The 13,997-nt window shown below is 66.5% G+C and carries 9 protein-coding genes and 1 tRNA gene; 4 read left to right on the forward strand and 6 right to left on the reverse strand.

Features of this window, described 5'->3' with window-relative positions; translation table 11 throughout:
- Window positions 1-206: 206 nt before the first annotated feature.
- The 3 genes from QVG61_RS05920 to QVG61_RS05930 all read right to left on the reverse strand — a co-directional run bounded on the left by QVG61_RS05920 (window position 207) and on the right by QVG61_RS05930 (window position 3,718).
- Window positions 207-281: transfer RNA gene (locus QVG61_RS05920), tRNA-Val, on the reverse strand.
- A gap of 52 nt (window positions 282-333) precedes the next feature.
- Complete coding sequence (locus QVG61_RS05925; protein WP_289932447.1) at window positions 334-2,574, reverse strand: EAL domain-containing protein; 2,241 nt, start codon at window positions 2,572-2,574, stop codon at window positions 334-336.
- Window positions 2,575-2,842: 268 nt separating this feature from the next.
- A complete protein-coding gene (locus tag QVG61_RS05930) occupies window positions 2,843-3,718 on the reverse strand; it encodes an alpha/beta hydrolase (RefSeq protein ID WP_289932448.1) in 876 nt (291 codons plus the stop codon).
- Window positions 3,719-4,328: 610 nt separating this feature from the next.
- On the opposite strand from QVG61_RS05930, the gene gltX reads away from it, so the two are divergent.
- The 3 genes from gltX (at window position 4,329) to QVG61_RS05945 (ending at window position 7,020) form a co-directional block, all read left to right on the forward strand.
- Window positions 4,329-5,738 carry a glutamate--tRNA ligase gene (gene gltX / locus QVG61_RS05935; protein ID WP_289932449.1) on the forward strand — a complete coding sequence of 470 codons (1,410 nt, stop codon included), beginning with the start codon at window positions 4,329-4,331 and terminating at the stop codon, window positions 5,736-5,738.
- Window positions 5,739-6,018: 280 nt separating this feature from the next.
- Complete coding sequence (locus QVG61_RS05940) at window positions 6,019-6,456, forward strand: host attachment protein (RefSeq protein WP_289932450.1); 438 nt, start codon at window positions 6,019-6,021, stop codon at window positions 6,454-6,456.
- A gap of 60 nt (window positions 6,457-6,516) precedes the next feature.
- A complete protein-coding gene (locus QVG61_RS05945; RefSeq protein ID WP_289932451.1) occupies window positions 6,517-7,020 on the forward strand; it encodes an Hsp20/alpha crystallin family protein in 504 nt (167 codons plus the stop codon).
- 795 nt (window positions 7,021-7,815) lie between these two features.
- Here the strand turns inward: QVG61_RS05945 and polX are convergent.
- From polX to QVG61_RS05960, 3 genes are read right to left on the reverse strand one after another with little or no spacing between them, the layout of a single operon-like run.
- Window positions 7,816-9,543, reverse strand: a complete 1,728-nt coding sequence (gene polX, locus QVG61_RS05950) for a DNA polymerase/3'-5' exonuclease PolX (RefSeq protein ID WP_289932452.1) — start codon at window positions 9,541-9,543, stop codon at window positions 7,816-7,818.
- Window positions 9,544-9,551: 8 nt separating this feature from the next.
- The gene (locus tag QVG61_RS05955) at window positions 9,552-10,982 is read right to left on the reverse strand and encodes an RtcB family protein (protein WP_289932453.1); all 1,431 of its coding nucleotides are present in this window, start codon (window positions 10,980-10,982) and stop codon (window positions 9,552-9,554) included.
- A 19-nt stretch (window positions 10,983-11,001) separates the two neighbouring features.
- Window positions 11,002-11,445, reverse strand: coding sequence for an archease (locus QVG61_RS05960; protein WP_289932455.1), 444 nt, complete (start codon window positions 11,443-11,445; stop codon window positions 11,002-11,004).
- Between the two features lie 110 nt (window positions 11,446-11,555).
- On the opposite strand from QVG61_RS05960, the gene QVG61_RS05965 reads away from it, so the two are divergent.
- Window positions 11,556-13,958 (forward strand): ATP-binding protein, encoded by a 2,403-nt coding sequence (locus QVG61_RS05965; RefSeq protein WP_289932458.1) that lies wholly within the window; start codon window positions 11,556-11,558, stop codon window positions 13,956-13,958.
- Window positions 13,959-13,997: the final 39 nt, after the last annotated feature.

The raw sequence follows: 13,997 nt of genomic DNA on the forward strand, positions 1-13,997 counted from the left end.
GGATCCCGGGCCTCGACAGGGGGCAGCACCCCTGGTGATGACTATAAGACTGTCACGCCCTTTTTCGCGTCGGTTCCCCGCCACGGGGTACTGGAAATGTGGTACTGGAGGAGGGTGACATCGGGGTGAAACCCCAAGGAAAGCACGGCATGGCACCCTTACGGGCTGGATAACTTTCTTCCATGTGCGCTCAAGCTATTGAAAAATGGTGGGCGGTACTGGGATTGAACCAGTGACCCCTGCCGTGTGAAGGCAGTGCTCTCCCGCTGAGCTAACCGCCCGCGCCTCGGCCGTGACGAGGAAGGGTGATTCTAGTGAGCCGCGCTGGGCGGGTCAAGGGAGGGGACTGTGCGCGTTCACCGGGCTGTCGACGAGCGGTGCCGGGCGGCCGAAGAGGTAGCCTTGGCCGTGGCTGAAGCGGACGCGGCGGGCGATGTCCAGGGTGGTGGCATCCTCGATGCCTTCCGCAACTAGCCGGTAACCGGCGTCGGCGATCATCTCGGCGAGTTGGCCGATCATGGTTTGCTGGCGTCCACCCTTGGACAGCTGGCGGATCATGCTGATGTCGAATTTGACGATATCGACCGGCATATGTGCCAGGTAGCGAAGCGACGAGTAGCCGCTGCCGAAATCGTCGAGCGCGATCTCGAAGCCGAGCTTGCGTGCCTCGTCGAGTGCCTGGGTGGCGGCCTTGAGCTGGGTGATGAGGGTCGTTTCGGTGATTTCCAGCACCAGCCTGTACTCATTGGCCAGCAGGGCCAGGGGTGCCAGGGCCTTGAGGGTGGAGGGGTGGCAGATGCTGTTGCCGGAGAGATTGATGGATACCCCGGTGCCCGCCGGCAGGCGGCCGTTGTGCAGGTCGGTGCGGATCGCTGCCAGCACCGCGATGTCGAATTCGAGGGCCAAGCGGCGGGCCTCGACCAGAGGCAGGAAGCTGCCGGGGTTGAATAGCTCGCCGTTCTGGCGGATGCGGACCAGCGCCTCGTAGTAGTCGACGCTCAGGTCTTCCAGGCGGACGATCGGCTGGTAGTGCATTTCGATGCCGCTGCCATCGCGGATGGCGGAGTAGACAGCGTTGATAAGGCGGTTCGAGAACAGGGTGTCGGTGCCCTCGCGCATGGCCTCGCAATAGACCTGCACCGGGTCGGCGTTGGGGCGCTTGGCCCGGTACATGGCGATGTCGGCCCGGCCCTGCAGTTCGGAGAGGCTGGTGCCGTCATCACCGTCGGCCAGGGCGATACCGACGCTGATGCGCACCGGCTCCATGATGCCGAGCCCGGAAAAGTCCTCTTCCCCGATGTGTTTGATGCAGCGCCTGGCTACCTCCTGGGCGCAGTCGCGGTTGCAGTTGAGTAGGATGGTGGCAAACTCGTCGCCGCCGATGCGGTAGAGGCGATCACCTTGGCGCAGGCCATTGAGGATGCTCCTGGCCAGCCGCTGGATGACCTGGTCGCCGGTCTGGTGACCGTAGCTGTCGTTGATGGCCTTGAAGTGGTCGCAGTCGAAGAGAATGAAGGCGATTTCCAGGCGTTGTCCGTTGAGTGTCGACCGGATCTCCGTCCAGTCATGGTCGAAGGCGCGGCGGTTGTAGGTGCCGGTCAGGGCATCGTGGTGCGCCATGTCCCACAGGGCGCGGTTTTTCTCGTCCAGGTTCTGGTGAACCTCCTGCAGCTGCTGCTGGTATTCATCGAGCGAGCTGCGCACTTTTTCCAGCTCAGCGATCGGCAGGCTGTTGTGGGACAGGGCCGTGGCTGCCACCGGGTTCGCCTTCATCTGGTCGATGATGCGTGACAGGCGGCGCAGAGGGAGGCCGAGCAGGGTGGCCAGCATGGCATAGAAGGCGAGCACCAGAATGCCGATGATCAGCGACAGGCGGATCACGGACATTTCCATGATCTGTTGCAGGGAACCGTTCTCCGGGTTGTTGCGCACGCCGATATGGGTGTATTCAGCCAGTCTGCTGAGTGCGATTCGCTGTCCGGCCGGCAGTTTGAAGCGCAGGCTGTCTTCGTCCAGGTAACGGAAATGGCTGTTGTCCAGCAGCAGCTTCGGCAAGTCGGCCTTGAGCCCGAGGTGGCCGAGGAGGTGTCGGCCGTCGTCCCCGGACACTGGTTCGAACAGGTAGAGATAGACGCCTTCGCCATCGCGCAGCAGATAGGCGTCTGGCGAGGCCTGCAGCCGGTGCGGTAGTTGGCTGTCGGCGACCTGGGCCAGTGCCTGCCGCTTGCTGTCGTAGACCTCGGCGGCGACGATGTGCGGCGGGAGGTTGCCGGGCTTGAGCAGGCGGTGACCGCGCCAGTAGGCATAGTAGAGCGGTTCCCGCAGCTGCTGCCTCAGCTCGTCCCAGGCGCCCAGCTGCCGGGCATCGTGCCGCAGCCGTTGTTCGCTCTGACGCAGCAGTCGGCGGAATTCCTGCTGCGCGGCCGCCTTCTCGACCGCCTCGATCTCGCGCCGGGCCTCGTCCAGTTGCTGTAGCGTCAGCCAGCCAAGCACGCAGAACAGCGTCAGGGTGAGGACCACAAAGATGCCGGTATAGGCGGAAAGGGGCAGGGGGCGTGAGAGGGGCCGGAACATGGGGCGTGGAACAGCGCTAGCTGCCCGGATATTGCACCAGGGATTCGATGCTCAGGGCGGAGCTGGCAAAGCAGCCTGGCCGATCGTCCGCGGAAGCATGGCCGTAGCCAGGGTTCAAGGGCGATCGGCCAGGATGCGCAGCCGGATGCGTTCTGAGATCGAACAGGCACAAACCGTACCCCGCTATGAGGAGCCATTTGCGAGCCTCCCGGCCTTGGATGTCAGTCTGCATTCCGATCATGCGGGCCGCCTTGGCGCAAAATCCGGGCTAGCGGGCACGCCCTTGCAACAGGACCTCGATCCGGTCCAGCAGGTCGAACTCGTGTTCGGCATCGAAGAAGTGGTCGGCCCCGTCAATGATCGACAGACTGACGCCCTGTTCGGCCAGCGCCTTCTTCCAGGCCTCGTTCATGCGGCTGTCGGCACTGCCGATCACCACCTCCACCGGTACCTGCAGCCCGGCCAGGGTCTGCAGCACCCGGGCCTTGTCCCAGGCATAGTAGCTCAGCGCCTGCGCGGCCGTGCTGACGTATTCCTTGCAGTAGGCGAGCCGGAAGGGGTGCAGAGCGGTGTCGCCAGCGGCTTGCAACTGTTCGGCGCGCAGCCGGTCATGGCTCTTGCCGCCCCCCTGGAACAGGCTGGTGTCCTGGCCGAAATAGGTAAGACTGATGAGGATGGCCTTCTTTACCTCCGGTCGGGGCTGACGCAGATAGGCTATCTCCATGATGCTGCCGCTGCTGTGTCCGATGAGGACCACCTGGCTGTGGCCATGCTGGACCAGCCAGTCGACCCAGAAGCCGATCTCGGCCACGGCCTCGTCCAGGCTGTGGTTCTGTATCGCCTCGCAGGGCAGGCTGCGGCGCCGCCCGTCGATACCCAGGCTGAGGGTGGGTCTGAAGACCGGATAGCCGAGTTCCTGCAGGGAGTCTGACAGGCGCTGAACGGTTGGAAACTCGTGGGTCTGCAGGAAACCATGCAGCAGCAGCACGGCCGGCCTGCCCGCGCTGCCCGGCTGGTAGTCGGCCCGGACCTTGAGGCCGTTCGGCAGCGTTTCCAGGAGAGGCGTGGCGCCGGCATTCAGCGCCAGGAGCAGGGCAAGACAGCCCGACAGCAGCCCGAAGAATAGGTGGCGTTCCTGCATCATGTGTCGCTCCCTCGTTGCGGCACCATTTCAGGGCCGGCAACCGATGGTCCCTCCTTCCCGGGAGGGAAATCCCTATTCATACTATACGACGAGGGATGAATTTACTTTAGCAGCCCGTGGAGGGTGGGCAATGCCTGTCCCCGCGGTCAGTTACTAAGACAAACGATAACAAAGCCTCATTCAGAGCTTGCCAGGCGCCCCGGATCAAGGCGTGCCCCGCAGGGAATGGCCCGCCCTTGCCAAGGGGCACAACGCAGAGCCGGGGCGCCTGGCAAGCTCCCTGCGGGCGGGCCTCTGGACGGCCATCCGCAACGTTGCAATGGCTTGACAGGGAATCACCCTGCCGGCGCCATTGCGCCTTGCGGGCTGATCGACCAGAGACCCGCTGAATGAGGCTTTGTTATCGTTTGTCTTAGTAGCCGCGCGCTGCGCTGCTGAAGCTCTTCCTCCATATGCCGCGAGGCTGACGTATCTTTGACGTCCGCAGCCATGGGGTTTCCGCCTGCGGCTGCTTGCGCCGGGGTTGCCTGGCGGGCGATCTGCACTGACGGCGCCGCCGGGCATTTGCTAGAATGCTCCTCCCCATCCAGCCGAGGCCGCATCCACAGCCATGACCGTACGCACCCGTTTCGCCCCCAGCCCGACCGGTTACCTGCACATCGGTGGCGCCCGCACGGCGCTGTTCTCCTGGCTCTATGCCCGCAAGCATGGCGGCAGCTTCATCTTGCGCATCGAGGATACCGACCTGGAACGCTCCACCGCCGAATCGGTCAACGCCATCCTCGAAGGCATGACCTGGCTGGGGCTGGAGTACGACGAGGGTCCCTTCTACCAGACCCACCGCTTCGACCGCTACAAGGTCATCATCGACCAGTTGCTGGAAACCGGCCATGCCTACAAGTGCTATTGCAGCAAGGAGAGGATCGAGGCGCTGCGCGAGGAGCAGATGGCGCGCAAGGAGAAACCGCGCTATGACGGACACTGCCGGGCCGGTGTCGAACCGCCGTCGCCCGATGCGCCCTATGTGATCCGCTTCCGCAACCCCACCGAGGGCGAGGTGGTGGTCGACGACCTGATCCGCGGCCGGGTGGTATTCCAGAACAGCGAGCTGGACGACCTCATCATCCAGCGCAGCGACGGCTCGCCGACCTACAACCTGACCGTGGTGGTGGACGACTCCGACATGGACATCACCCATGTCATCCGCGGTGACGACCACCTCAACAATACCCCCCGGCAGATCAACATCCTGCGCGCCCTGGGCGCCGAACCACCGGTCTACGCCCATGTGCCGATGATTCTCGGCCCGGACGGCAAGCGGCTCTCCAAGCGCCATGGTGCGGTCAGCGTCATGCAGTACCGCGAGGAAGGTTACCTCCCGGAGGCGCTGCTCAACTACCTGGTGCGGCTCGGCTGGTCGCACGGCGACCAGGAGATCTTCAGCATCGACGAGATGGTCGAGCTGTTCGATCTGCCGGACGTCAACAAGGCCGCCTCGACCTTCAACCCGGACAAGCTGGTCTGGCTCAACCAGCAGTACATCAAGAACAGCCCGCCGGAGCATGTCGCCCGGCACCTCAGCCACCACCTCGGCCGCCTGAACATCGACCCCGCCCCGGAGCCGGATCTGGTGGAGGTGGTCAAGGCGCAGCAGGAGCGGGCCAGGACCCTGGTGGAGATGGCCGAGAACAGTGTCTTTTTCTACCGCGACATCGAGGAGTTCGACGAGAAAGCGGCGAAGAAGAACCTCAAGCCGGCGACCCGCGAGCCGCTGGCCCTGCTTCGCGAGCGTCTGGCGGCGCTGGAGGAGTGGGCCCCCGGGCCCATCCATCAGGCGGTGCAGGAGACGGCCGAGGCGCTGGATCTCAAGCTGGGCAAGGTGGCCCAGCCGCTGCGGGTCGCGGTCTCCGGCGGCCCGGTCTCGCCTCCCATCGACGTCACCGTCTGGCTGGTCGGGCGGGAACGGACCCTGGCCCGTATCGACCGTGCCCTGGCCTGGATCGACGCGCGCAGCGACTGATCTCCCCACCCCTTGTTTTTTGCCCGGCTGCGACCCACATATTAGCAGGCTGTTGAAAAAGTCTCTGGCGAGTGCGAGACAAGGCAAAAAATGGCGAAAAAGCGCAGTTTACATGGCCGTAAATGAGCATTTTGAGCCATTTTTCAACGCCGTATCCTGCCGTCAGAGGGTTTTTTCAACAGCCTGTCAGGTCAGTTCCCCACTGGCCAAGGGCAGGTTTATCGACCGATAGCCAACCTGTCAGGCCTGAATGTCATGCCGCAACAAGGAGATGCATGCAATGACGAGAACCATGGTACTGGTCGCCGAAGGCAGCCGGGCGAAGCTCTATCTGGCCGAGGCCAAGGCGGCACCGCTGCGCGAGATCGCCGATTTCGTCAATCCCGAGGGGCGCCTGCACGAGGGCGACCTGGTGAGCGACGATCCCGGTCGCGACGGGGGTGGCGGCGGTTTCGGGCCGCATGTGCTCGACGAGGAGGTGCCGGCCACCGAGGAGGTGCAGATCGTTTTTGCCAGGCAACTCGCCGAACGGCTGGAGGAGGAGCGGCTCAAGGACAGCTTCGACGAGCTGGTGCTGGTTGCGGCACCGCATTTCCTCGGTCTGCTGCGTAACAAGCTGACCCCGGAGCTGGCCCAGCGCGTGGTCGAGGAGATCGACAAGGATCTGGTTCGGATGCCGGCCGACGAACTGCGGGCGGAGATCTCCGTTCTGCTCTGATTGGCCGCAGTCGTGTGTGCGGACGCCAGGCGTGTCCGCCTCAACAAGGAGGGCAAGATCATGAGCAAAGAGAACACTACACCCACTGTCACCGAGAAACAGGCCGGACAGCTCCGGCCGCGGACCTTGCCGGGTCCCTTTGCCGAGATGGAACGCATGTTCGAACTCTTCAACCGAGGCGGTCTGCTGCCGTCACGCTGGGAGTGGCCGAGCTGGGCCGAGATGCCGGCCGTGTACAGCGGTCCCGGACCGAAGGTCGACATCATCGACCGGGAAGACGAGATCCTGCTGCGTGCCGAACTTCCGGGCGTTGACAAGAAGGATATCGACATCTCGGTCAACGAGGACAGCGTGACCCTCAAGGGCAGCACCAAACTGGAACACAAGGAAGAGAAGGGGGACTATGTCCGTTCGGAGATTGCCCAGGGCAGCTTCAGCCGCACCCTGACCCTGCCGGCGTCGGTCGACCCCGACAAGGCCAAGGCCAGCTTCAAGGACGGCATCCTGGAACTGACCTTGCCCAAGCAGGCCCGTTCGAAGCGCAAGACCATCAAGGTCGAGTGAGCGTCTGCACGCTACGGCCGCCCGGCGCATGGCGGGACTGGCGCCGCCATGCGCCGTCCATCGGGTCTGATGCGCGTGCACAGCCTGAGCTGGCCTCCATGCGAGGCCATCGCGGCGTGGACGCCGCCCCCACAGCGAAGCGTACCGCCATGCCCCCTGTAGGAGCGGCCTCCAGGCCGCGATCGGGGCAGGGGACGGCACCCGCCGGCCGGATCATCGCCACCGCCCCCACAGCGAAGCGTACCGCCATGCCCCTGTAGGAGCGGCCTCCAGGCCGCGATCGGGGCAGGGGACGGCACCCGCCGGCCGGATCATCGCCACCGCCCCCACAGCGAAGCGTACCGCCATGCCCTGTAGGAGCGGCCTCCAGGCCGCGATCGGGACAGGGGACGGCACCCGCCGGCCCGGATCATCGCCACCGCCCCCACAGCGAAGCGTACCGCCATGCCCCCTGTAGGAGCGGCCTCCAGGCCGCGATCGGGACGACAGGGAACGGCACCCACCCGCCGCCTCGCCGGCCATCGCGGCCTGGACGCCGCCCCCGCAGCGAAGCGTGCCGCCATGCCCCTGTAGGAGCGGCCTCCAGGCCGCGATCGGGGCAGGGGACGGCACCCGCCGGCCGGATCATCGCCGCCACCCCGGCCATCGCGGCGTGGACGCCGCCCCCGCAGCGAAGCGTACCGCCATGCCCTGTAGGAGCGGCCTCCAGGCCGCGATCGGGATAGACGTGCGGGGTGCAGGCCCGCCATGGTGTCATCCGTCATTCCCGGATCACGCAGGCCGCGGTCTCCCCTCTCAACCGCGCACCTTCTTCAGCAGCCGCCGCAGCTGCGCCAGGCTGCGGGTGTTGAGCACGTCCTTCTTCTCCAGCCAGCCGCGCCGCGCCTGGCCGACGCCGAAGCGCAGGTTGTCGAAGTCCTGCACGCTGTGCGCATCCGAATTGATACTGACCAGCACCCCTTCCTCGCGGGCCATCTGGCAGTGGGTGTCGAGCAGATCCAGCCGCTCCGGGTGGGCGTTGAGTTCCAGGTAGCAGCCGCGCTGGCGGGCGTGGTGGATGACGCGGTTCATGTCGACGTCATAGGGCGCGCGGCGCTCGATCAGCCTGCCGCTGGGGTGGGCGAGCAGTGTGAAGTAGGGATTGTCCATGGCGCGCAGGATGCGTCGCGTCTGTTTTGCCCGGGACAGGTCGAACTTGCTGTGCACCGCGCCGATCACCAGGTCGAGGCGGGCCAGTACCGCGTCCGGCATGTCCAGGCTGCCATCCTCCAGGATATCCACCTCGATGCCCTTGAGCAGGGTGATGCCCCCGAGCTTTTCGTTCAGCTCGTCGATGGCCTCGATCTGCTGTAGCAGCCGCCGGCTGTCCAGGCCGCGGGCCACGGTGAGGCGCTTGGAGTGTTCGGTGATGGCCAGGTATTCGAACCCATGGTCACGGGCCGCTTCGGCCATCTGCCGGATCGAGGCATGGCCGTCACTGGCGCGGCTGTGGCAGTGCAGGTCGCCGCGCAGATCGCCGAGTTCGACCAGCTTCGGCAGCAGCCCGGCGCGTGCCGCCTCGATCTCGCCACGGTTCTCGCGCAGCTCGGGGGGGATGAAGGGCAGGCCGATGGCCCGGAACATGGACGGCTCGGTGTCGCCGGCGACCCGACGTCGTCCCCGCCAGGCCCCGTATTCGTTGAACTTCAGCCCCCGCTTCTGGGCGAGGCGGCGTACTGCGATGTTGTGTGCCCGGCTGCCGGTGAAGTAGTAGAGCGCCGCGCCGTAGCTCTCGGCGGGGACCACCCGCAGGTCGACCTGCAGGCCCGAGCGCAGCAGCACGGTGGCGCGGGTAGGTCCCTGGGAGAGCACGTTCTCCACCTCGTCGTACTCGGTGAAGGCGCGGGTCACGGCCTCGCCGTCCTCGGCGATGGCCAGGATGTCGAGGTCGCCGACCGTCTCCTTGGCGCGTCGGTAGCTGCCCGCCACCTCGGCCTGTTCCACGCCGGGCAGGGCGCGCAGATAGGCGAGCAGCGGTTCGGCATACTGGGCGGCGACCGCCAGCTTGAAGCGCCGGCTGCTGTCGGCATGGGCGGCCAGGGTCTCGAGGATGCGTGCCTCGGTCTTGGCGCCAAAGCCCGGCAGCTCGCGGATGCGGCCGTCGCGGGCGGCGCGCTCCAGTTGTTCAAGGGTGTGGATGTCCAGATCGTGATACAGGGCATGGACCCGCTTGGGGCCAAGGCCGGGGATGCGCAGCAGTTCGGAGAGATCGGGCGGCAGGCGTTTCTGCAGCTTCTCCAGCGCCCGGCAGCGGCCGGTCTCGATGATTTCAGCGATCTTGGCCGCCAGGTCCTTGCCGATACCCGGCAGCCGGGTCAGGTCCTCGCCGGCCTCGCGCAGCAGGCGCACGTCCTGACCCAGTTCGCGCAGGGTGCGGGAGGCGTTGCGGTAGGCGCGGATGCGGAACGGGTTGGCGCCCTCGATCTCCAGCAGGTCTGCGATCTGGTCGAAGATGCGGGCGATGTCTTCGTTGTGGACAGGCATCGTCTTCTTCAGCCCTTGATGCAGATCAGCGGTTTCAGCCGGGCCACCTTGCGTGCCAGGCCGGCGCGCTCGGCGACCTCGACCACCGCGCTCACGTCCTTGTAGGCCCCGGGGGCCTCTTCCGCCACGCCGCGCATCGTCTGGCTGCGAATCAGGATGCCGCGCTGGGCGAGGTCGTCGATCAGCCTGCCGCCGCGCCAGCGCTTGCGGGCCTGGGTGCGGCTCATGGCGCGGCCGGCGCCATGGCAGGCCGAGGCGAAGCCGGGGGCGCCGGGTGCACTCATCCCGGCCAGGATCCAGGATGCCGTGCCCATCGAGCCGCCGATCAGCACCGGCTGACCGGTCTCCGCGAAGGCCGCAGGCAGCTCGGGATGACCTGGCCCGAAGGCGCGGGTGGCGCCCTTGCGATGCACGAACAGGCGCCGCTCGACGCCGTCGACCACATGGGTCTCCTCCTTGCAGGTGTTGTGCGAGACGTCGTAGAGCAGATCCAGCGGCAGGTCCTCGATCACCCGCCACACGGCATGCCGGGTGAGATGGGTGAGGATCTGGCGGTTGGCCAGGGCGCAGTTGATGCCGGCGCGCATCGCGCCCAGGTAGGCGCGGCCGAGATCGGATTCCAGGGGCGCGCAGGCCAGCTCGCGGTCCGGCAGCTCGATGCCGTGGTCCGCCGCGGCCAGCGCCATGCGCCGCAGGTAGTCGGTGCCGATCTGGTGGCCCAGGCCGCGCGAGCCGCAGTGGATGCTGATCACGATGTCGCCTTGGCGCAGGCCGAAGACGTTGGCGGTGGCCGGGTGATAGATCTGCTCGATCTCCTGCACTTCCAGGTAGTGGTTGCCGGAGCCGAGGGTGCCCATCTCGTCGCGCTGGCGGTGCTTGGCCTGGCTCGAGACCTCATCCGGCAGGGCGCCGGCCATGCGGCCCTTCTCCTCGGTATGTTCCAGATCATCTTCACTGCCATAGCCGCGCGCCACGGCCCATTGCGCGCCGCCCTCGAGCATGGCGTCCATCTCCCGCTCGTTGAGACGCAGGTGGCCGGTGCTGCCGACACCGGCGGGAATGGCCGTGAACAGGCTGTCGGCCAGACGCTCCTCCAGGCCCTCCAGCGCCGTGCGTGGCAGGCCGGTGGTCAGGGTGCGCACGCCGCAGGAGATGTCGAAGCCGACGCCGCCGGCAGAGATCACGCCGCCCGCGGCGGGATCGAAGGCGGCCACGCCACCGATCGGGAAGCCATAGCCCCAGTGGGCGTCGGGCATGGCATAGGCGGCCTGTACGATGCCGGGCAGGGCAGCGACATTGGCGAGCTGTTCACCAACCTTGTCGTCCATCTCGGCGAGCAGTTCGCTGTCGGCGAAGATCACGCCCGGCACCTGCATGGCGCCGCTCGCTTCGAGCTGCCACTCGACGTCGGAGACCCTGGTGAAGCGTTTGGAATCCATGCTCGGCTTCGTGCCTCCGTCAGACGTCTACCACGCACTGCGCCAGCCAGCGCCCGTCGGCCTGCTGGTCGACCTTCAGCTCGGTCAGGGTGGCGCCCTTGATCTCCACCGCCGGCCGATGTCGGCCGGGATCGACCGTCTCGCCCAGTGCCACGCCCCGCAGATGCTCGCCGTCGATCGCCACCCGGAAGTCGCCGAACAGCATGTGTCGCGTGGCCATTTCGTAGATCAGTGCGTTCAGCCAGTCGAGCAGCAGGAAGTCGAGTGTCGGCGCCTGGCAACGGATGTTCACGGTATCCCTGGCCTGTACCGCCGCGGGTGATGTGACCACGGCGGTCAGGGCCAGCGCGGCGGACTCGAAGGCTTGAGCCGGCGTGTCGCCGTAGCCGCGTACCCCGATGTCCGCGCCGTGGGCAAAATGCTCCCAGCGGCGTCCTTCCGCAGCAGGCCCGGACTCAATCATGTCCATCTCCCGGTGGAATGCCCCCTTGCCTGCCGACCCTTGTTACCATAACTTCAACTATAGCGCCTCCTCTGCGGCGCGTCAGGCCGGCAGGCCGATGGGAAAAAACAATGACAGCAGACAGCACGATTCCTCCCGAGGCGCTCAGCTACCGCTGCGACGCCAGTCGCTTCGCTTTCGAGACCACGGACGAGCTCGAGTCCTTCGATGGCGTCATCGGACAGCCGCGCGCGCTGGAAGCGATCCGCTTCGGTATCGGCATCCGGAACGAGGGTTACAACATCTTCGTGCTCGGGCGCCACGGCAGTGGCAAGCACAGCGCCGTGCGTCAGTTGCTGGCGCAGGAGGCGGGTGAGACCCGGCTCTCGGACTGGTGTTACGTCAACAACTTCGACGATCCGACCCGGCCGCGCCTGTTGCGACTTCCGGCCGGCATGGGGGCGCGGCTTGCGGCGGACATGGACAGTCTGGTCGACGAGCTGCAGATCGCCATCCCGGCGCTGTTCGAGGGCGAGGATTACCAGCGCCGTCTGCAGGCCATCAACCAGGAATTCGAACAGCGCCAGCAGGCGGCCTTCGCCGCGCTGCAGGAGAAGACCGAGGCCAACGACATCCGCCTGTTCCAGCAGCCGGGGGAGTTTACCTTTGCCGCCGTGCGTGACGGCAAGGTGCTGACGCCCGATGCCTTCGCCAGGCTGCCGAAGGAAGAACAGCAACGCATCGAGGCGGTGATCGCCGAGCTGCAGGCGGAACTGGAGGAACTGCTGCGCCAGCGCATTCCCCAGTGGCAGCGCGAACGCCGGCGGCGGATCCGCCAGCTCAATGACGAGGTGGCCCGCCAGGCCGTGGGCCGGCTGCTGGAGGCATTGCGGGACAGCTACCGCGAGTTTCCGGAGACCCTGGCCTATCTGGAGGCAGTGGAGGCCGACCTGGTGAACAACATCGGCCTGTTCCGCGAGGCGGGCGAGGAAGGCGCGGGCCAGGGCGCGGCGGGGCCGTTCGAACGCTATGCCGTGAATCTGCTGATCGACAACGGCGGCGCCAGCGGTCCGCCCCTCGTCTACGAGGACAACCCCACCCATCCACGCCTCATGGGCCGCGCCGAGTACCTCGCACAGTTCGGCGCGCTGCTCACCGATTTCACCCTCATCAAACCCGGCGCCCTGCATCGCGCCAATGGCGGCTATCTGCTGCTCGATGCGCGCAAGGTGCTCGAACAGCCCTTCAGCTGGCAGGCGCTGAAGCGCGCCCTGTTCGCGCGCCAGTTGCGTATCGAGTCGCTGGTCCAGGCGGTGAGTCCGATCAGCACTGTTACCCTGGAACCGGATCCGATGCCGCTCGACGTCAAGGTGGTGCTGCTTGGCGACCGGCTGCTGTACTACCTGCTCTGCGACCTGGACCCGGAGTTCAGCGAGCTGTTCAAGGTGGCGGCGGATTTCGATGACGTCATCGAGCGCAGTGCCGAGAACGAGGCCCTCTATGCCCGGGTGCTGGCCACCCTGGTGCGCAAGGCCGGCCTGCGCCATCTGCGCCGCGACGCGGTGGCGGCGGTGATCGAGCGCGCCGCCCGGCTGGCGGCGGAGGAGGCCAAGCTCTCCACCCACATGCGCAGCATTGCCGACCTGCTGGCCGAGGCCAACCATTGGGCCGGAGAGCGCGACAGCCTGTGGATCGAGGCGGCGGACGTGCAGCGTGCGGTCGAGGCCCGGCGCCATCGCCTGGACCGCTACCGGGAACGGCTCTATGAGGAGATCGGCCGCGGCGTGCTGCGCATCGATACCCGCGGCGAGGTGATCGGCCAGGTCAATGGCCTGACCGTGATCGAGGGCGGCGACTACGCCTTCGGCGTGCCGACGCGGATCACTGCCACCACCCGGCTCGGCGAGGGCGAGGTGATCGACATCGAGCGAGAGGTCGATCTCGCCGGCCCGGTGCATTCCAAGGGGGTGTTCATCCTCTCCAGTTTCCTCGCGGCGCGTTATTCGGCCAACTATCCACTGTCGCTGGCTGCCAGCCTGACCTTCGAACAGTCCTATGGCGGGGTGGAAGGCGACAGCGCCTCACTGGCTGAACTCTGCGCCCTGCTGTCGTCCCTGGCCAGTGTCCCGGTCCGCCAGGGCTGGGCGCTGACCGGCTCGGTCGACCAGCTCGGTCAGGTGCAGGCCGTCGGCGGCGTCAACGAGAAGATCGAGGGCTTCTTTGCCATCTGCCAGCGGCGCGGGCTGGATGGCAGTGAGGGGGTGATCATCCCGCGGATCAATCTCGAACACCTGATGCTGGATGCCGAGGTGCGCGAGGCGGTGGCAGAGGGGCGCTTTGCCGTGCACGCCGTGGAGCACGTCGATCAGGCGATGCAGCTGCTCACCGGCATGGCGGCGGGTGAGGCGGATGCCGAGGGCAACTTTCCCGACGACAGTCTCAACGGCCGCGTCCAGCAGCGGCTGATGAGCCTGGCCAATATCCGCCATGCCTTTGCCGGGCATGACGCGGCGGGCCACGAGCGGCGGGGCTGAAATCCACGGCCGGCAGTATTGACAGCCGCAGGGGCTTGG

The sequence above is a fragment of the Thiohalobacter sp. IOR34 genome (assembly GCF_030406045.1).
Taxonomy (GTDB): domain Bacteria; phylum Pseudomonadota; class Gammaproteobacteria; order Thiohalobacterales; family Thiohalobacteraceae.